The 19581-nt window shown below is 71.3% G+C and carries 17 protein-coding genes; 9 read left to right on the top strand and 8 right to left on the bottom strand.

Annotated elements, in window-relative coordinates; genetic code table 11:
- Positions 1-77: 77 nt before the first annotated feature.
- Positions 78-1637, top strand: coding sequence for a long-chain-fatty-acid--CoA ligase (locus tag OG698_RS06595; RefSeq protein ID WP_406102018.1), 1560 nt, complete (start codon positions 78-80; stop codon positions 1635-1637).
- A 199-nt stretch (positions 1638-1836) separates the two neighbouring features.
- Positions 1837-3921, top strand: a complete 2085-nt coding sequence (locus OG698_RS06590; protein WP_406102017.1) for a SpoIIE family protein phosphatase — start codon at positions 1837-1839, stop codon at positions 3919-3921.
- On the opposite strand, the gene OG698_RS06585 is transcribed toward OG698_RS06590, so the two are convergent.
- A complete protein-coding gene (locus tag OG698_RS06585) occupies positions 3918-4616 on the bottom strand; it encodes a FadR/GntR family transcriptional regulator (protein WP_399979409.1) in 699 nt (232 codons plus the stop codon). The two genes, OG698_RS06590 and OG698_RS06585, sit on opposite strands and share 4 nt — an antisense overlap.
- A 64-nt stretch (positions 4617-4680) precedes the next feature.
- On the bottom strand, positions 4681-6648 hold the full coding sequence (locus tag OG698_RS06580) for a hypothetical protein (protein WP_406102015.1): 1968 nt from the start codon (positions 6646-6648) through the stop codon (positions 4681-4683).
- Positions 6649-6809: 161 nt separating this feature from the next.
- Between OG698_RS06580 and OG698_RS06575 the strand changes: the two genes are divergently transcribed.
- A complete protein-coding gene (locus tag OG698_RS06575; RefSeq protein ID WP_406102014.1) occupies positions 6810-7577 on the top strand; it encodes an SDR family NAD(P)-dependent oxidoreductase in 768 nt (255 codons plus the stop codon).
- Positions 7578-7601: 24 nt separating this feature from the next.
- Here the strand turns inward: OG698_RS06575 and OG698_RS06570 are convergent, their stop codons facing one another.
- Together OG698_RS06570 and OG698_RS06565 are read right to left on the bottom strand one after the other, a co-directional pair.
- Positions 7602-9158, bottom strand: coding sequence for an arylsulfatase (locus tag OG698_RS06570; RefSeq protein ID WP_406102013.1), 1557 nt, complete (start codon positions 9156-9158; stop codon positions 7602-7604).
- Between the two features lie 86 nt (positions 9159-9244).
- A complete protein-coding gene (locus OG698_RS06565; RefSeq protein ID WP_406102012.1) occupies positions 9245-10228 on the bottom strand; it encodes a helix-turn-helix domain-containing protein in 984 nt (327 codons plus the stop codon).
- A 186-nt stretch (positions 10229-10414) separates the two neighbouring features.
- On the opposite strand from OG698_RS06565, the gene OG698_RS06560 reads away from it, so the two are divergent.
- From OG698_RS06560 to OG698_RS06535, 6 genes are all read left to right on the top strand, one after another.
- A complete protein-coding gene (locus OG698_RS06560) occupies positions 10415-10957 on the top strand; it encodes an FABP family protein (protein ID WP_406102010.1) in 543 nt (180 codons plus the stop codon).
- 123 nt (positions 10958-11080) lie between these two features.
- Complete coding sequence (gene sph / locus OG698_RS06555) at positions 11081-12064, top strand: sphingomyelin phosphodiesterase (protein ID WP_406102008.1); 984 nt, start codon at positions 11081-11083, stop codon at positions 12062-12064.
- A gap of 192 nt (positions 12065-12256) precedes the next feature.
- Positions 12257-12961, top strand: a complete 705-nt coding sequence (locus tag OG698_RS06550) for a CDGSH iron-sulfur domain-containing protein (RefSeq protein WP_406102006.1) — start codon at positions 12257-12259, stop codon at positions 12959-12961.
- A gap of 115 nt (positions 12962-13076) precedes the next feature.
- Positions 13077-13793 carry an ABC transporter permease gene (locus OG698_RS06545; protein ID WP_399979428.1) on the top strand — a complete coding sequence of 239 codons (717 nt, stop codon included), beginning with the start codon at positions 13077-13079 and terminating at the stop codon, positions 13791-13793.
- A complete protein-coding gene (locus OG698_RS06540; protein WP_406102005.1) occupies positions 13790-14461 on the top strand; it encodes an ABC transporter permease in 672 nt (223 codons plus the stop codon). Before OG698_RS06545 ends, OG698_RS06540 begins: the two co-directional genes overlap by 4 nt.
- A complete protein-coding gene (locus tag OG698_RS06535) occupies positions 14461-15426 on the top strand; it encodes an ABC transporter substrate-binding protein (RefSeq protein ID WP_406102004.1) in 966 nt (321 codons plus the stop codon). Before OG698_RS06540 ends, OG698_RS06535 begins: the two co-directional genes overlap by 1 nt.
- 25 nt (positions 15427-15451) lie before the next feature.
- On the opposite strand, the gene OG698_RS06530 is transcribed toward OG698_RS06535, so the two are convergent.
- Genes OG698_RS06530 through OG698_RS06515 form a run of 4 tightly spaced genes read right to left on the bottom strand, consistent with a single transcriptional unit; the run spans position 15452 to position 19533 of the window.
- The gene (locus OG698_RS06530) at positions 15452-16615 is read right to left on the bottom strand and encodes an ABC transporter ATP-binding protein (protein WP_406102002.1); all 1164 of its coding nucleotides are present in this window, start codon (positions 16613-16615) and stop codon (positions 15452-15454) included.
- Between the two features lie 22 nt (positions 16616-16637).
- Positions 16638-17294, bottom strand: coding sequence for a lactate utilization protein C (locus tag OG698_RS06525; protein WP_406102000.1), 657 nt, complete (start codon positions 17292-17294; stop codon positions 16638-16640).
- The gene (locus tag OG698_RS06520) at positions 17291-18781 is read right to left on the bottom strand and encodes a LutB/LldF family L-lactate oxidation iron-sulfur protein (protein WP_406101998.1); all 1491 of its coding nucleotides are present in this window, start codon (positions 18779-18781) and stop codon (positions 17291-17293) included. Before OG698_RS06520 ends, OG698_RS06525 begins: the two co-directional genes overlap by 4 nt.
- Positions 18778-19533: a (Fe-S)-binding protein gene (locus OG698_RS06515; protein ID WP_406101996.1), complete on the bottom strand. Its 756-nt coding sequence runs from the start codon at positions 19531-19533 to the stop codon at positions 18778-18780. Before OG698_RS06515 ends, OG698_RS06520 begins: the two co-directional genes overlap by 4 nt.
- Positions 19534-19581: the final 48 nt, after the last annotated feature.

Raw genomic sequence — 19581 nt, 5'->3', positions numbered from 1 at the left:
GCATTGACGCCGTGCTGCCGGGCCGGGATGCTCACGGTCCGCTCCTGTCCTGCGACCAGTCGTTGAAGCCGACGCCGATGGAGGACTCCCGCATGGGCCCGTTCCTGCCCGACGCCGTACGACAGCACGCCGCGCTGAACCCCGGCGCCCCAGCCGTCACCGAAGGCTCACGGACGCTGACCTACGCCGAGCTCGACCGGCGCGGCAACCGCGTCGCACAGGCCCTCCTGGCCGCGGGCCTGCCCAAGGGCGCCCACGTCGGATATCTCGTACGCCCCGGTGTCCTCTCGGCGGAGCTCCTCATGGGCTGCGCCAAGGCGGGGCTCGTCGCCACCCCGCTGAACTGGCGCCTGGCCGAGCGCGAACTGGTCGCGGTCGCCCAGGACGCCGAACTCGCCATCGTCCTCACCCAGACCGAGTTCCTGCCCGGCGCGCGTGCCGTCCGTGCCGCGCTTCCCGGCATCACCCTCGTCACCGAGAGCGAGGCGGACGCGGGCGAGCGCACATACGAGAAGTGGCTGGCCGCGGCGGGCGATGCCGACCCGGGTGCCGGGAGCGAGGACGCGGTCTTCCTCCAGCTCTACACCTCCGGCACCACCGGGCTGCCCAAGGGCGTCCAGCTCACGCTGAACAACTGCAGCGCGAGCGAGGCCCAGCTGCGCGAGATGGGCTGGACGACGGCGTCCGTCTCCCTGAACGTCATGCCCGTCTTCCACATCGCCGGGACCGGCTGGCTGGTGAACGCGCTCGCCGCCGGCGCCCACACGGTGCTGGTCCCCGACCTCGTCCCGGCTGCCGTCGTCGATCTCATGGAGCGCCACCGGGTCACGCACACGTTCTTCGTGCCCGCCATACTCCACCTCCTCACCGCACTGCCCGACATCGACGAACGCGACTTCTCCGCGCTCCAGTTGATCGTCTATGGCGCCTCGCCCATCACGCCCGCGCTGCTGCGCCGGTCCATGGCAGCGTTCGGCTGCGGCTTCTACCAGAAGTACGGCCTCACCGAGACGACCGGTTCCGCCGCGCGGCTGCTGCCCGAGGACCACGTCGTGGACGGACCGCGCTCCGCGCTGCTGCGTTCGGCGGGCAACGTGTGGCCCGAGGTCGAGGTCGCCATCGCGGACCCGGTCACCGGCGATCATGTGGCGCCGGGTGTCGTGGGCGAGATCCTCACCCGCTCCCAGCAGGTCACCCCGGGCTACTGGAAACGGCCGCGGGAGAACGAGGCGTTGTTCACCGCCGACGGCTGGCTCAGGACCGGTGACGCGGGATACCTGGACAAGGACGGCTACCTGTTCATCACCGACCGGATGAAGGACATGGTGATCACGGGCGGCGAGAACGTGTACCCGATCGAGGTCGAGTCCGTGCTCGCCGAGCACCCCGCGGTCCTGGACGTCGCCGTGTTCGGCACCCCTGACGAACTGTGGGGCGAGGCCGTCACCGCTGCCGTAGTGCTGCGCCCCGGGGCGGATCCCGTCACTGCGCAGGGCCTCGTCGACTTCACCCGCGAGCGCATCGCCTCGTACAAGAAGCCGCGGATCGTCCACTTCGTGGAGGAGCTGCCCCGCAACCCCAGCGGCAAGATCCTCAAGCGAGTCCTGCGCCAGAACCTGGCCCCGCGCGAGCCCTGAGCGGCGGGAACATGCTGATCGTCGTGCCGCACATGCAGAGAAAGTCGTGCGGCATATGCGTAGAAGTGCGTGATAAATCCCGCAAAGCTATGCTCGGAGGATTCCCGGCGTTGACGGCGTGGGGCTGGACGGAGCGCCGGAGGCGACAGGCCCGGCCGGCTGACCGGGCCTTCCCGGCTCACTTCTCCGGAGCGAACGCATGGCAGGACGGCGCAGGGCGGAGATCGGCCTCGGGGAGCGCCTCGCCCTGAACCGCGTGGGCACCTTCGAGTGGGACCTGGAGGAGGGCACCCTCGAACTGGACGCGGCGGGCTTCGCCGTGCTCGATATCGGGCCCGACGAGTACGACGGCCGGCCCGAGTCCTTGCTGTCCCAGGTCGCGCCCGAGGAGGGCGCCCGGATCGGGGCCGCCGCGATGACGGCGATCCACGCGGGACGCTCCTCTTGCGGTGCGTACTTCCGCGTGCGGCGCCGCGACGGCGAACAGCAGTGGACGCATATGCGCGGCCGGGTCCTGAGGGACGAGAGCGGTACCCCGCTGCGTGTGGTCGGTATCGTGCGCGACGCCGACGCGGACCGCGCCCAGCTCGCCATGACCAGCCCCGGACAGCTCACGGGGTGGCAGCGGATGACCACCGTCCTTCAGGGCACCGCCGACGCCCTGTCCCGGGCTCTGACGGTGGCCGACGTGACCGCCGTCCTCACCGGCCCGGGCGGGCTCGAACGCTTCGGCGCCGACGGACTCGTCCTCGGCCTCGTCGAGGGCGACACGCTGCAACTCATCGCCCTGGCAGGCGAATCGACGTCCATGCTCGACGAACTCAAGCTGCACCGCCTCGACGAGTCGCTGCCCCTCGCCCAGGCGGTGATGACCCAGCGCCCCCGCTTCGTGACCTCCCTGCGCGAACTCGCGGACACCTTCCCGCGCCTCGGCGCGTACGTGAAACGTCTTGAGCTGGACGCGGCCGCCTTCCTGCCGCTGGTCGCCCAGGCCCGCTCCGTCGGGGGCCTCGCGCTCCTGTTCCGGGGGCGTGACGAGTTCACGGCGGAGGACCGTGACCTGTGCCTCGGCCTCGCGGGCATCGTCGCCCAGTCCCTCCAGCGGGCCATCCTCTTCGACGGCGAACGCGACTTCGCCACGGGGCTGCAGTCGAGCATGCTGCCCCGGCACATCCCCAAGTTCCCGGGCGTCGAGATCGCCGCGCGCTACCACGCGGCGGGCAGCGGCCGGGAGGTCGGCGGCGACTGGTACGACGTGATCCCGCTGCCCCGGCGCAGGATCGGGATCGTCGTCGGTGACGTCGAGGGGCACGACACCCAGGCCGCCGCCGTCATGGGCCAGTTGCGCATCGCGCTCCGTGCCTACGCGGGTGAGGGCCACGCGCCGTCCACGGTCATCGCGCGCGCCTCGCGCTTCCTCGCGGAGCTCGACACCGACCGCTTCGCCACGTGCGCGTACGCCCAGGTCGACCCCGCCACCGGAGACGTACGGGCCATCAGGGCCGGCCACATGGAACCGGTGCTGCGGCACGCGGACGGCCGCGTCAGCACCCCGCCGGTGCGGGGCGGGCTCCCGCTGGGCCTGGCCACGGAGTTCGAGCAGGAGGAGTACCCCGAGACACGGCTCGACCTGCTGCCCGGCGAGGCGTTCATCCTGTTCACCGACGGCCTCGTCGAGCATCGGGGGCGCGACGTGACGGCAGGCGTGAAGGCCATGACCGAAGCGGTGCGCCACGGGCCCCTCCAGGCGCGCGCCATCGCCGAGCATCTGTCGGAACGGGTCTCGCAGGTCCCGCCGACCACCGACGACGTGGCACTGCTCGTCCTGCGCCGGGACCTCGACCCGGGAACCCCGCTCGCGCCGCGCATCCACCAGTACCTTCACCCGGCGGACCCGCAGGGCCTCGTCGAGACCCGCACAGCGCTGCGCAGGGCCCTGGAGGACTGGGGATTCGCGGCGGTGGCGGACGACGTCGAGGTCGCCGCCGGTGAGCTGATGGTGAACGCGCTCCTGCACACGGACGCCGGCGCCGTCGTCACCCTCGAAGTGCTGGCGGGGCCGGTGCGACGCGTCCGGCTGTGGGTCAAGGACCGGTCGAGCGTCTTTCCGCGCCGCCGGACACCTGGCGAGGCGGCGACATCGGGGCGCGGGCTGCTGCTGGTCGACGCGGTCGCGGACTGCTGGGGCGTCGAGCCGCGAGGGGAAGGCAAGGCGGTGTGGTGCGAGTTCGCGGAGCCGGAGCCGGAGCCGGAGCCGGAGCCGGAGCCACCTGGGCGTGGCTAAGACACGGCGAGATCCTCGCCGGTCTCGTCGAGGTGGGCCGCCATGGCGGCGACCGCTTCCGCCGGTGTGCCCGTCGCGATGGCGGCCAGGATCCGCCGGTGGGCCGTGATCGTCGCCCGCTGGCTGTCGCCCCGGCGGGACCGCCCCTCGTAGCTGGCGAGCCGGTGTGCGGTGAGGATGTCCGAGAGCGACTCCAATACGAGTTCCAGCATGCCGTTCCCGGCCATGCGCGCGATCTCGTGGTGGAAGGCGAGGTCGAGGGCCACGAAGCGGTCGCGGTCCTCGACGGCGTCCTCCATCTCGTCGAGCAGCGCGCCCGCCGCGTCGGGGGAGGCGTCGCCGGACGCGACCCGCGCCGCCGCGCGGGACGCCAGCGCGCCCTCGATGGCGGCGCGCGCGTCCAGGACGTCCGCGAACTCCAACGACTGCTGGCGCAGCCGGAATTGGAGGATCTGCCCGAACACCCGCGCGGAGGGGACGTTGACCCTGGCCGGCCGGCCCTGGCTCGACACGAGGATCTCGCGGGCGGACAGCACCCGGATCGCCTCGCGCACCGCGAGCCGGTTGACCCCGAACCGGGCCGCGAGTTCGCCCTCCGACGGCATGTCGTCGCCGGGCTTGAGCCCCGACTCCTCGATCAGTTCGACGATCTCGCCGGCGACCTGATCGAACAGCGTGGTGCGGCGCACTGCCACGTGGGAACTCCTTTTGGGGGACGTGCCGGGCGGGCCCAGCGTACCGTCGGCGTCTGGGCGGGAATCAGGCGTGCTTGCTGCTCAGCACCACGTACTCCCACTGCCCGAGCGGGCGCGACAGCAGCGGACGGTCGTCGCGCCAGGCCGCGGTGAGGCGTTCGCCCCTGGCTGTCACCTGGACCACCGAGCTCGGTTCCGGCATGCCCTGAGGCAGCCGGAGCCGGAAGTCGTCTGCCTCGTCCGGCGACGCGTTCCACACCACGACGCGCCAGCGAGTGCCGTCCGTCAGCGACTGCGTGACGAGCCACGGATGACCCGTGGCCCGCGCGTGCGCACCCTGGTCCAGCCAGTCGAGTACGGCGCCCAACTGCGCCTCGCGCTGTGCGTTCATGAGGGTCATGCCGGGGGTGTGGGCGGGCCAGGGAGTGACGGCGACCCGGCCGCCCAGCGCGTTCTCGTACAGGAGGAGTCCGCTGCCTCTCTCGCGGTCGAGCTGGTCGCGGACCACGCTGGCGACGCGCGCGTCCGGCGCGGGGTCGAACGCGACCACGGTGGAACGGTCGTAGCTCTCGGCGTCCAGGGAGATCGCGCAGCCGGGGCGCAGGGAGAACTCGGGGTCGGTGCAGATCTCGCGGGCGTGACCCTCGGGGGACGGCTGTGCCCCCGTCACGCCGATCAGCGGGCCGTAGCCGCGCTCGAAGAGGATCCGGGCCGCCACCGAGTCGAGCAGGAGCCCCTGGCCCAGCCACTCGCGCAGTTCGGCGTCCTCGAAGGTCCAAGTCGCCTCTCCGGACAGGGCGTTGACGCTCGCGCCGCCCCGGGCGGTCACTGCGTGGCCCGCGGCGCCGAGCAGTCCGGCCCATGAGCCGTGCGGGACCACTAGCGACTGCCAGCCCTCGCGCTCGGTGCGGGTGCGCCGTCCGGTCCGCTCCGACCAGGGCAGACCGACGCCGACGGTCCGCAGGGTCTTCGGGAACGTCTCCGACAGCCAGTCGAAGGTGTCCCGCCACTCCGCGAGGAAGGAGGCGCGGCGGGGATCGTCGTCCGGGTGGTTGCCGAGGAAGTCGTAGAGGCTGATCGCGAGGCCGTCGCTGCCGAGGATGTGGGCCAGGGACATCTGGGCGCCCGTCTGACGGAAGGACTTGTTCCAGTGTCCGTAGGGCCAGCACTCGATCTCGGGGAAGCTGCGGAGGCCGTCGGGCTGCACCGTGCGCTGCATGTCCAACTGCTGGATCGCACGCGGAAGTTCGGGTCCGGCGCCGTCGGAGTAGCCCCAGAAGTGCGGGCGGTGCAGAGTCGGGAGGTCCAGCCAGGACTGCCAGTCGCGGCCCTCGGCGGCGTGGGAGTCCGTGCGCGAGGACATCAGGCCGAGCCGGTCGCCGAGTATCTCGCGCCAGGACGTGAGGAGTTCACGCTGCGTGGTGTCCCAGAAGTCCAGCCAGCGCTCCCGCCAGGGGTGCGGTTCGCCGGGCGCGGTACAGGCCGCGACCAGCTTCTCGCGCGTCGTCTCGATACCGGTTCGGCGGGCGAACTCGGCCAGGTGGAGCGGGCAGAAGCAGCCGCCCCAGTCGAGCGGGCGGTGGTTGTGCAGCCGGATGTCGTCCTCGATCCACACCGTGTCGACGTCCTCGGCTGCGTACAGACGCAGGGTCTGCGCGAAGTACGCGCGCCAGCCGGGGTCCAGCGGGCACACCTGCACGGTGGCGGCCGTCCCGTGCTGGTCGGTCATCGTCTGCCAGGTCTGGCCGGGCTTGAGGGAGCGGGCCCAGTCGCTGTGGCCCACGGTGTGGCCGGGGTTGAGGCTCACGGCGATGCCCTCGGCGCGGAGCCGGGTGCGCCATGGGCGCGTGGCCGCCAGCCAGTGCGCGACGCCGTCGAGGCTCTCGTGGCCGTCGTTGAACTCCAGGCCGAAGAGGAATACGCAGATCTCCTCGGCTCGCGCCGCCCGCGCCAGGGCGAGCAGCCTGTCGCCGGCCTGCGTCGGATCGTCGGCCGGATCCACCTGGAGTCGGAGCACATAGCGTGAGGTCACTCGTTCGCACCTTCGGTCGCGGGGCCCGGCCGGGGCGCGGGGCGACAGCAAGGGTCGCTACTTAGCAGCTAGGCTGTCAAGGGCCGGGCGAGAGCCGAGCGAGGGTGTCGGGCATGAGTCGGGCAAGGGCCAGGCAGGCGGAGCGAACGAGGAGTGTGGCGATGGGTCGGTTGGCGGACCGGGTGGTCCTGGTGACGGGCGGGGCGCGCGGCATCGGCCGGGCGGTCGTCGAGACGGCCGTGCGCGAGGACGCGGCCGTGGCGTTCTTCGACCTGGACGAGGAGTCCGGAGCGGCGCTGCGCGACGAACTCACCGGCAGGGGCGCGCGCGTCGCCTTCCGCCGGGTCGACGTCACGGACGGGCAGTCGGTCGCCGACGCCGTGGACGACGTGACCGCCACGCTCGGACCGGTCGACGTCCTGGTCAACAACGCAGGACGCAACGTCTACGCCGAGCCGGTCGCCATGACCGAGGCCGAATGGGACCAGGTCTTCGACGTAGACCTGAAGGCGGCCTTCCTCTGCGCGAAGCACACCCTGCCGTCGATGATCGAGCGCGGCAGCGGGGCGATCGTCAACATCGCGTCCCTGCACGCGAAGCTGACGTGCGCCGGCATGTACCCGTACGCGGCGGCCAAGTCCGGTCTCGTCGGGCTGACCCGCTCGATGGCCCTGGAGGTCGCGTCGCACGGCGTACGGGTCAACGCGGTCAGCCCCGGCTACATCAGGACGGCACTGGTCGACGAGTACTTCGAGCAGCACCCGGACCGGGACGCCGAGCGCAAGGCGCTCGACGTCCATCCGCTGGGCCGGATCGGCACCCCCGAGGAGGTCGCCGAAGTGGTCTGCTTCCTCGCCTCCGACGCGGCGTCCTTCGTCACCGGCGCGGAGTGGGCCGTGGACGGCGGGCTCGGAGTGCGGTTCGCCTGATCTCCCTCACAAGAAGTCCCCCGGTCAGCCGACCGCGGTCACGGCGGCGATGCGCTCCCGGGTGTGCCGCAGCTCGGTGACCACCGGTCGGCCCGTCACCAGTTCGCCGCCGACCACGAAGCCCTCCTCGCGGTCGCGCAGCGCGTCGATCAGCCGCCCGCGCCAGCGCTCGAGCAGCGCCGCGTGCTCGGGCAGCCGCGCCAGGTTCACCAACTCCCTTGGATCCTCGGCGAGATCGAAGAGCTGCTCGTGCCCGTCGCCCGACATCCACAGGTACTTGTGCCGCCCGTCGGTCACCCACTGCAGCGACTGCCCCAGATAGGTGTGCTCGCCGTGCAGGTACTCCCGCCAGTCGTCCGGGCGTTCACCGCGCAGGAACGGCAGCAGGCTGCGCCCGTCGACACTGTCAGGCACCGGAAGTCCCGCCGCCTCGAGGAGCGTCGGCATCACGTCGCGCAGTTCCACGACCTCGTCGGCCACCGAGCCGCCCGCGTCGCCGCGCATCGACGGCGCGAGGTTCATCAGGATCGGCACCCGTGCAGAGCCCTCGAAGCCCAGTGCCTTACGGAACATGTGGTGATCGCCCATCATCTCGCCGTGGTCCGACACGAAACAGAACATCGTGTCGTCACCGAGACCCGCCTCGACCAGCGCCTCACGGAACCGCTTGATCTGCAGATCGATGTGCGCCATGTGCCCGTAGTAGCCCGCCCGCGCCCGGTGGACCAGCCGCGGATCGATCACGCCGACGGCCGCCTCGTGACAGCCGTCCTTGCGGTACGGCGCGTAGTCGTCGACCCAGTCACCGACCACGGGTTCGTACGGGTCGAGCGCCATGTACTGGTCGAAGGCCCACTCGGGCGGGTCGTACGGATGGTGCGGCCGGTGGAACGACAGATACAGGAAGAACGGCTTGGTGGGGTCGCGGCGCGGCAGCCACTCGATCGCCTCGGTCACCGCCCACGTCGTCGGATGGAGCGCCTCGGGCTTGTCCCAGGGGCGCGCGACGATGGAGTTGCAGCTGACGCCGTGGTCCGCGTAGTCGGCGGCCGGCGTCATCCCCGGCTGGCGGCGCAGCCAGGGCACGTAGTCGTCGAAGAACTCGAAGTTACGGCTGTGACGCCTGCGCGCGTAGTGCAGATAGCCGTCGTGCAGCCGTACGTCGTCGAAGCCCAGGCGTGCGCGCTCCGGGAAGACGTGCATCTTGCCGACGGCCTGCGTCTGGTAGCCGCCGCGGCGGAACTCGCCCGGCAGCGTCACCGGGTGGACCTGCTCGAAGGGCACACCCTCGCGGTACCCGACCCGGCCGTGCCGCTCCTGCGACTGACCTGTGAAGAGGGCCACGCGGGCGGGGACACAGGTCGGCGTCGCGGAGTAGGCGCGGTCGAAACGCACGCCTTCGCCCGCGAGTTCGTCCAGGTGAGGGGTGTGGACATCGGGGTGGCCCGCGGCGGAGAGGCAGTCGCCCCTCCACTGGTCCACACAGATCAGTACGACATTGGGCTGGCGCAAGAGGGGCTCCGGGTCCGGGAATCCCGTCGGCCCGGTCGCCGCCGACGGGTGGGCGACGATGACGATCATGCCTGGAGCGGGGCGGCCCGAACAGGGTGCGCGGGCGATCAGGTCGAGCGGGCCCAGTCGACTTGCCTACAAGGAGCCATATCGGCTCAGCAGCGCGGGGACGTGTCCGCGGCGGCCAGGCTCCTGTACTCCGTCGGCGTGATGTCGTACGCGGCGCGGAACGCGCGGCTGAAGTCGGCCGCTCGGGGGAAGCCCCAGCGGGCCGCCACGGCGTGGATCGGGCAGGAGCGCAGCGCCGGATCGACGAGGTCGCGACGGGCCGCCTCCAGGCGCCGGCGGCGGATCCAGGCGGCCACCGTGGCCTCCTCGTTCTCGAACAGCCGGTGCAGATGGCTGGTGGAGATGTGGTGCGCGGCAGCGACGCCCGCGGGGGTGAGCTGCGGGTCGTGCAGGTGCTCCTGGACGAACTTCTTGATACGCAGCAGGAGGGCGCGCCGGTGCGTGTCCGGGGGGAGGCTGTTCTCGGCCTCCAGGGCGTGGGCGAACAGCGCGGTGACCAGATCGGTCACGACCCCGCCGAGCCGGGGCCCGTCGGAGGGCCGGTAGCACGTGGTGTCGGCGATGAGTTGGGACAAGAACTGCGCGAGCAGGGCACCGATCCCCGTCCCGGACGGCAACCGCTTCGGGATGGAGCGGCGGTCCGCCCCACGGGGCAGCGGCACCAGTGCCTTGGGCAGTTCGAGGCCCACGGCCGTCACGGGGTCCTTGCCGGTGCGGATCTCCCACGGCACCGACGAGTCGTTGATGTGCAGGTCGGACGGCCGGTACACGGCTTCCTCGCGGTCCCAACTGCCGGTCCCCGTCCCGCCGAGGAGCAGCGAGAGGTGGTACAGCTCCGGGTCGGAGCGGCGGACGAGCCGCGGTGTGCGCTGGATGACGAGCTGCTGGAACGTGGCCGGCCACACGGACACGGAACCGAGGTCGATGACCCGCTGGGTGGCCCGGAAGTCATGGACGTGGTCGCTGGTCATCCGCACCGGCGCGTGGGTCTGCCCCACTCGCTCCGCCCAGTACGCCAGCCGGTCCGCCGCCCACACGTCCGCACTCCGGAACTCCGTCTCGTTCAGCACGCGTTCTTCTCCCCGTTCCGTGCCCGTCAGCAGATCAAACACGTCGACGAAAACGTCCGATGGACGGATCCGGGTGCCACCTGGGGCGAGGCGGATGTGCGTGCCGGGCCCCGCGAGCCCGGCCTGATCCGCCGGACACCCCCTAGGCTTCACGAGGCACAGGCACCGACCTCAGGAGCGCGCACCGTGTACGACCCCGCACCGGCCCACCCGTACCCCGACAGCACCAGCCCGGACGAGGCTCCCGCCCCGCACCCGCTGCTGGCGCCCGTGCTGGGCCTTCTGGGCATCTGGCGCGGACGCGGACAGGGCGGATATCCCACGCTCGAGGGGGACTTCACGTACGCGCAGGAGATCATCCTCAGCCACGACGGCCGGCCGTTCCTCCGCTTCGAGGCCCGGGCCTGGCTGCTCGACGCCGACGGTACGCCGCTGCGGCCGTCGGCGCGGGAGAGCGGCTGGTGGCGGCTCCAGCCCGAGGGGCGGGTGGAGTCGCTGATCACGCAGCCGACCGGCATCGCGGAGATCTCCGTCGGCACCGCGGACGGCAACACGGTCGACCTCTCCACCGACCAGGTGGCGCTCACGCCCACCGCCAAGGAGGTCAAGGCCACGCGCCGCCGCTACGCGCTGACCGACGACGGCACGCTCACGTTCACCCACGACCTCGAGGCCGTCGGGATGCCGCTCCAGCACCACCTGTCGGCACAGCTGCGGCGCGTGGGCTAGCCCACGGGAGTAAAGGGATTGGCAGAAAGTGGCCACCCGGTGGTTACCCGGAAGTAACTGTGGCTGCTTTGATGTGGCGTGCTCACGTCCCTCACCATTCCCCCACAAGAAACGGGAGGCCACGTGTCCCGCGTTGCCCGCCGCACGACCGGTTCCGCCCTCGCCGTCACCCTCGCCGCCGCCTCCGCGGTCCTGACCGCCCCGCAGGCGTCGGCGGCGACATCGGCCGATACGCCGAGGCTCAAGGTCCTGACGTACAACACGTTCCTGATGAGCACGAACCTCTACCCCAACTGGGGTCAGGCGCACCGGGCGGCGGCCATCCCGGCCGCGCCGTTCTTCCAGGGCAACGACGTCGTCGTGCTCCAGGAGGCGTTCGACAACACGACGTCCGACGCGCTGAAGAGCAACGCGGCGGCGCAGTACCCGTACCAGACCCCCGTCGTCGGCCGGTCCAAGGACGGCTGGGACGCCACCGGCGGCTCGTACTCGTCGACGACGCCCGAGGACGGCGGCGTGACGCTGCTCAGCAAGTGGCCGATCGTGCACAAGGAGCAGTACGTCTACAAGGACGCGTGCGGCTCCGACTGGTGGTCCAACAAGGGCTTCGTCTACGCCGTCCTCGACGTGAACGGCGCGAAGGTGCACGTGGTCGGGACGCACACCCAGTCCACGGACTCCGGGTGCGGGGCCGGTGAGGCGGTCAAGGACCGCAGCCTCCAGTTCAAGGCCATCAAGTCCTTCCTGGACGCCAAACACATCCCGGCCGGCGAGCAGGTCATGGTGGCGGGCGACCTGAACGTCGATTCGCACGGCACGGAATACGCCTCCATGCTGGCCGACGGCGGCTTGGTCGGGGCCGACTCGCGGACCGGGCACCCGTACTCGTTCGACACCGAGGAGAACTCGATCGCGAGCTACCGCTACCCGGGCGAGCCCAAGGAGGACCTGGACTACGTCCTGCACGTCCAGGGTCACGCGCGGCCGACGGGGTGGGTCAACAACGTGGTCAAGGAGACCACCGCGCCCTGGACCGTGAGCAGTTGGGGCACGAGCTACACGTACAACAACCTGTCGGACCACTACCCGCTCCAGGCCGGACGCTGAGCGACCCGCGCCCGGCGCCGGGCCATGGAGGTCCGGCGTCGGGAAGCGGTTTCGCGGGTCTGAGGGGGGTGGGTGCTCCCGGTCCTCGGGCAGCGCGGGCCCTCGGCGCGGACCCTCTCCTGTGGCGCCCCGCGACCCCCTCCGCAAGGCTTGGGCAGGGGGCCGCCGCACGCAGCATCAGGAAGGGTCCACATGCCGGACGCGCAGGACCCCGCCCCGCACTCCGCCTCGGCGCAGGGCGTACGCGTCTCGGAGAACGGGCCGTACCTCGTCACCGGCGGTGTCCCTCTCATCCAGCTCGTCATCGTCACCGACGCGCGGGGCCAGTCCGTCGAGTGGTGGCAGCAGCGCACGTACGACACCGAGGAGACGTACGAGCTGTGCCGCTGCGGGCAGTCCGCGAACAAGCCGTTCTGCGACCGCAGCCATGTGCGGGCCGGGTTCGACGGCACGGAGACCGCGAGCCGGCTGCCCTATCTGGAGCAGGCCGACGAGCAGGACGGACCCGAGCTCACCCTCACCGACGCCCAGCCCCTGTGCGCCTTCGCGCGGTTCTGCGACGCCGACGGGCAGGTGTGGAACCTCGTCGAGGAGAAGGGCACCGCCGACGTGGTGGAACGCGAGACGGGCGACTGCCCCTCAGGGCGCCTCGTCGCCTGGAACCTCGCCGAGCGCCGCCCCGTCGAGCCCGGACTCCCGCCGTCCATCGGCATCATCGAGGACCCCCAGGAAGGCGTCAGCGGAGGGATCTGGGTACGCGGCCGCATCCCGGTGACCGCCGCCGACGGCGCGCCGTACGAGGTCCGCAACCGCGTGACCCTGTGCCGCTGCGGCGCCTCGCGCAACAAGCCGTTCTGCGACGGCACCCACGCGTCGATCGGCTTCAAGGACACCTGACCGGGGCGCACTCCGTTGCGAGGACGCCCGACCGAGCCGGCTCCGGCACCCGCGGCCGTACGCCGTACGGGTCGTCCAGCGCGCCGCCGTCCGCGCCTGCCACTGGAATGGACGAGTGCCCCCATGGAGCGGATCCCTCACCCCGAGCCCCGGCAGCGCGCCGCCCGACGACTGTCTGGCGAACAACGACTGGATCTGCGGCGAGTACCTGAGCACCCGCCGCCACATCCTGCTCGACGCGGTCGTCCAGCACCTCCAGCTCACCGCGCTCGCCGTCCTGATCGCGCTGGTGATCGCCGTGCCGCTCGCCGTCCTCGCGCGCCGCTGGTCCCTCGCGGCAGGCCCCGTCCTCGGGCTGACAACGATCCTCTACACGATCCCGTCGCTCGCGATGTTCTCGCTGCTGCTGCCCGCGTACGGCCTGTCCGCGTCCCTCGTCGTCGCGGGGCTCGTGCTGTACTCGCTCACCCTCCTCGTGCGGAACATCCTCGCGGGCCTGCGCGCGGTGCCCGAAGACACCCGGCAGGCCGCGCGCGGTATGGGATACGGGCCGGTCAGGCTGCTGCTCACCGTGGAGCTGCCCCTCGCCCTGCCGGCCGCGATGGCGGGCCTGCGCATCGCCATGGTCTCCGCCGTCTCCCTCGTCACGGTGGGCGCCATCGTCGGCTACGGCGGCCTCGGCAATCTCATCTACGCGGGCATGAACACGTTCTTCAAGGCCCAGGTCCTCACCGCGTCCGTGCTGTGCGTCGTCATCGCGGTCGCCGCCGACCTGCTGCTGCTCGGGGTGCAGCGGATCCTCACTCCCTGGACGAGAGCGAGCCACGCGTGAAGACCCTCACCGACGCCTGGGACTGGCTCTGCGACGCCTCGCACTGGTCCGGCGACGACGGCATCTGGCACCGGCTCGCCCAGCACCTCGTCCTGACCTTCGTCTGCCTCGTCATCAGCTGCCTGATCGCCCTGCCCGTCGCGCTCGTCCTCGGCCACCTCGGCAAGGGCGGCGCGCTCGCCGTGAACATCTCCAACGTCGGCCGAGCCGTCCCCACCTTCGCGGTCCTCGTCCTGCTCCTGCTGACCCCGCTCGGCAAGTACGGCGAGGGACCCACCGTCGTCGCCCTGGTGCTTTTCGCGGTGCCGCCGCTGCTCACGAACGCCTACGTCGGGATGCGCGGCGTCGACCGTGACGTCGTCGAGGCCGCCCGCGGCATGGGGATGACGGGACGGCAGATGCTGTTCCAGGTGGAGGCGCCCCTCGCCCTGCCGATGATCATGAACGGGGTGCGGATCGCCGCCGTGCAGCTCGTCGCCACCGCGACGATCGCTGCCCTCGCGGGCGGCGGCGGCCTCGGCCGCATCATCACCTCCGGGTTCAACCTGGCGAGCACCCCGCAGGTCGTCGCGGGCGCCGTCCTCGTCGCCGTCTTCGCGCTGCTCGTCGAGGGGGTCTTCGAACTCGCCGAACGGTTCGCGCCCGCCCTCGCCCGGGGGAGGTCCTGATGAGGGCCTTACGGCGACGGGCCGCAGCAGCCGTACTCCTCCCGCTCCTCGCTCTGTTTCTGGTCGGCGCATGCTCCGGCGGACCCTCCCTGGAGAACCAGGGCGCGGTCACCGCCCCGCCCGGCGACAGCAAGCACCTCACCATCGGCACGGCCGGCTTCACCGAGAGCGACGTGCTCGCCCAGATGTACGCCCTGCTCCTGAAGCAGGCCGGATACAGCACCAAGATCCTGTCCGTCGCCAACCGCGAACTGTACGAACCCGCCCTGGAATCCGGGCAGATCGACGTCGTGCCCGAGTACGCGGCGACCTTCGCCGACTGGCTCAACGCCAAGACGAACGGCGCGAAGGCCCCGCCCGTCGGATCGCCCGACCTCGACGCCACCATGAAGGCGCTGCACGGCCTCGCCGCCCCGCGCGGGCTCACCGTCCTCGACCCTGGCAGGGCAGTCGACCAGAACGCCTTCGCCGTGACCACCGCCTTCGCGAGGCAGCACCGCCTCAAGACGCTCAGCGACCTCGGCGCGTCCGGCCTGAAGGTACGGCTCGCGGCTGGCGACGAGTGCGTCCAACGGCCGTACTGCGAGCCGGGCCTGAAGAAGACGTACGGCATCGACGTCACCGGCGTCGACCCCAAGGGCGTCGGCACGACCCAGTCGAAGAAGGCGGTCCAGGACGGCAAGGACCAGATGGTGCTCACCACGACGACCGACGCGACCCTGTCCGACTTCGGCCTCGTGCTGCTCGCCGACGACAAGCATCTGCAGAACGCCGACTACATCGTGCCGGTCCTCAACCGGTCGCGGGCGGGCAGCGAGCGCGTCGCCAAGGTCCTCGGCGCGCTGAACTCCGTACTGACCACCCGGGACCTGGCGTCCATGAACCAGCAGGTGGACAGCTGGCGCAGGCTTCCGGAGGACGTGGCGCGCTCGTACCTGGAGTCGAAGGGGCTGCTCAAGAGCTGAACTTCTATGAGGGGGGGTGGGCCCGTCACGCGTCGGCGACCGAGTCGAAAATCACCTCGTCCCGCGCCACGCCCCGGGCGTCCGCGTCCACCGAGCGGCGCAGCGCCTCATGGAGTTTCGCCGGGGTCAGCACGCCGAGGAAGCGGGCGCCGTCGAGGACGGCGACCCAGCCCGCGTCGTGCTGGAGCATCACGCCGAACGCCTGCTTGAGCGGGGCGCCGACAGGGACCCAGGCGTTCATGCGGTGCGCCAGGTCGCCGACCAGCCCGTCCTCGCCCGCGAGCGACACCTCGTCGATGCCCACCCAGCCGTGCAGATCGCCGTCCGCGTCGAGGACGACGGCCCAGCGCGCGTCCTCGTCACGCAGCCGGGCGGCGGCGTCGCGGGCGGACTCGCCCGCGCGGGCCACCGCGGGCTGGTCCAGGTCGTCCGGCTCGATCTCGGTCACGGAGAGCCGCTTCAGACCACGGTCGGCGCCGACGAACTCGGCGACGTACGGGGTCGCGGGCGTGCCGAGCACCGCGCCCGGAGTGTCGAACTGCTCGATACGGCCCTGCCCGTACACGGCGATCCGGTCGCCGAGCCTGACGGCCTCCTCGATGTCGTGCGTGACCAGGAGAACCGTCTTGCGCACGGCGGCCTGCATCCGCAGGAACTCGTCCTGCAACTGCTCGCGGACCACCGGGTCGACCGCGCCGAACGGCTCGTCCATCAGGAGCACCGGCGGGTCGGCGGCGAGCGCGCGGGCCACGCCGACGCGCTGGCGCTGGCCGCCCGACAACTGTTCGGGGTAGCGGGACCCGTAGAGCTTCGGGTCGAGTCCGACCAGGTCGAGCAGCTCGGCGGCCCGGGCACGCGCCTTGGATTTCTTCCAGCCGATCAGCGCGGGCACGGTCGCCGTGTTGTCGAGGATCGTGCGGTGCGGGAAGAGGCCGACCTGCTGGATGACGTATCCGATGCGGCGGCGCAGCTTGACCGGGTCGAGCTTGGAAATGTCCTCGCCGTCGACGAAGATCCGGCCGGACGTGGGTTCGATGAGCCGGTTGACCATCATCATCGTGGTGGTCTTCCCGCAGCCCGACGGGCCGACCAGGGTGACCAGTTCGCCCTCGCCGACCTCGAAGGTCAGGTCGTCCACGGCCATGGTGCCGTCCGCGTACCGCTTGGTGACTTGGTCGAACCGGATCATTCCCTCACGCTAGCCGCGTCCGTCACCCCCCGCTCACCAGCACCACCTCCAGGGTGCGCGGGCCGTGCACGCCCTCGACCCGGTCGAGTTCGATGTCGCTCGTGGCGGACGGACCGGAGATCCACGTCAGGGGACGTGTGGGGGCGAGCCGTTCAAGGGCCTGCGGGACGGAGGAGACGACCTGGTCCGGGACGCGGACGACGCAGATGTGGTGATCGGGGATCAGCGTGATGCGCCTGCGGCCCTGGTCGGGCGAGCCGTCGAGCACGATCGTCCCGGTCTCGGCGATGGCGACCGCGCAGCCGGTGACCACGCTCCCCACCTTGTCCAGGTCTTGCGTGGTGCTCACGGCACGGTCGTGCACCCGGGTGGGATCGGCCGCGGACATCCACTCGGGCGGCAGGCCCGGGGGCACGAGAACGTACTGCGGTCCCCGCGCGGCGAGCAGCCTCATGATCAGATCCGGGAGCTCCTCCTCGTCCGGGCAGCGGTGCACGATCGCCCGGTAGTCCGCCAGGTTCTCCGCGAGCAGGTCGACGGTCTCCTCGGTGGTCCGGGCGCCGTGCTCGCGCCGGTACTCCCGGTCCACGGCCGTCTCGTACGACTCCGGCGCATCGCCCCGGGGCGCCTCGCCCAGCGCGCGCCGCACCCGGCCCAGGATCATGTCCCTGCTGCTCACTTGCCGCTCTCCTTGTCGCCGTGCGTGCGCTGCCACCAGTCCCTGAACGGCTCCGCCGGCACCAGCGGCAGATCCCGCGTCGCGCTCCAGGCGCGGCCGGGACCGGGGAGCGTACGGGGATGGAAGCGGCGCGTGCGCGAGGCCACGCGCTGGCCGGCGCGCAGCGCCCCGGGGTGGGTGAACGCCCAGGCGGCCGCGCGCATCGCCGCCCGCTCAGCCGCATGCCCCTTAGCCGGCTTCAGGACCACCCTGTTGCCGTGCCGGGTGGCCGGCCCGCCCTGCACGATCCGCTCGCGCAGGTGGACGAGGACTTCGGGGATGTCGATGGCGACCGGGCAGACCTCGTAGCAGGCTCCGCACAGGCTGGAGGCGTAGGGGAGCGAGGCGTCGATCTCGCTTGCGGTGCCCCTCAGCTGGGGGCTGAGGATGGCGCCGATGGGGCCGGGGTAGACGGAGCCGTATGCGTGGCCGCCGGCCCGCTCGTAGACCGGGCACACGTTCAGGCAGGCCGAGCAGCGGATGCAGCGCAGGGCCTGGCGGCCGACCTCGTCGGCGAGGGTGTCGGTGCGGCCGTTGTCGAGGAGGACGAGGTGGAAGGCGCGGGGTCCGTCCGCGGTCTCGGTGTCGGTGGTGCCGGTCCACATCGAGGTGTACGGGTTCATGCGCTCGGCCGTCGAGGAGCGGGGGAGTGTCTGGAGGAAGACCTCGAGGTCGCGCCAGGTGGGGACGATTTTCTCGATGCCGACGACGGAGATCAGGGTCTCGGGGAGGGTGAGGCACATGCGGCCGTTGCCCTCGGACTCGACGACGACGAGGGTGCCGGTCTCGGCGACCATGAAGTTGGCGCCGGAGATGCCGACTTTGGCGCGCAGGAACTTTTCGCGCAGGTGGAGACGGGCGGCCTCGGCGAGCTCGGCGGGGGTGTCCGTCAGGCCCTCGGGGGCCGGGCGGCCCCACGCGCCCATTTCCTTGGCGAAGATGTCGCGGATCTCGCCGCGGTTGCGGTGGATGGCCGGGACGAGGATGTGGGAGGGGCGGTCGTGGCCGAGCTGCACGATGAGTTCGGCGAGGTCGGTCTCGTAGGCGTGGATGCCCTCGGCCTCCAGCGCCTCGTTGAGCCCGATCTCCTGGGTGGCCATCGATTTGACCTTGACCACTTCGGTCTCGCCGGTCTCTTTGACCAGGCGGGTCACGATCCGGTTGGCCTCGTCGGCGTCGGCTGCCCAGTGGACGATGCCGCCCGCCGCGGTGACGGTCTCCTCCAACTGCACGAGGTAGGTGTCGAGATGGCGCAGGGTGTGGTCCTTGATCTGCTTGCCGGCCTCGCGCAGGTGCGCCCAGTCGTCGAGTTCCGCGACGGCCTTGGCCCGCTTGTCGCGGATGGTGTGCGTGGCGTGCCGGAGGTTCGCGCGCAGGGTGGTGTTCCCGACGGCCTCATGGGCGGCCTTCGGGAAGGACGGCATGCCGACGAAGGTGCTGCCGCTCATGACAGGGGCTCCTCTTCCGTGCTCGCCAGGATCTCCGCGATGTGGACGGGGCGCATCGCGGTGTGCAGGCGGGACATCGTGCCGCCGAGGTGCATCAGGCAGGAGTTGTCCGCCGCGCACAGGACGTCGGCGCCGGTCGACCCGGCGTTGCGGACCTTGTCCTCTCCCATCGCTGCCGAGACATCGGAGTTCTTCACCGCGAACGTGCCGCCGAACCCGCAGCACTCCTGCGCACCCGGCAGCTCCTTGAGGTCAAGTCCCTTGACCGCCTTGAGCAGTTGGTAGGGTCGGTCGCCGAGGCCGAGGGAGCGCAGGCCGTGGCACGTCGGGTGGTACGTCACCGTGTGCGGGTAGTACGCGCCCACATCCGTCACGCCGAGCACATCCACGAGGAACTCGGTGAGCTCGTACGTCTTCGGCACGACCGGCGCCAGAGTGGCCGCGAGCCCGTCGCCGCGGCCCTCTGCGCGGGCCCGCTCGCCCATCCGCGGATACAGCTCGCGCACCATCGCCCCGCATGACCCCGACGGCGTCACGATCGCGTCGTATTTACCGAATACATCGGAGAACTTCCGGGCGAGCGGCTCCGCCTCATGGCGATAGCCGGTGTTGTAGTGCGCCTGCCCGCAACAGGTCTGCCCCATCGGGAAGTCGATGTCGACACCCAGCCTGGTCAGGAGTTTCACCACCGCACGGCCGGTGTCCGGATAGAGCGTGTCGTTGACACACGTCAGGAACAGTGCGACGCGCATCGCGGCCCCTTCGTATCGATCATCGGATGGGTGCAGGGTACGCGGCAG

It is taken from the genome of Streptomyces sp. NBC_01003 (assembly GCF_045162695.1).
GTDB lineage: Bacteria > Actinomycetota > Actinomycetes > Streptomycetales > Streptomycetaceae > Streptomyces.
The sequence above is the reverse complement of the archived record's forward strand: the minus strand, read 5'-3'. Positions and strand labels throughout refer to the sequence as shown.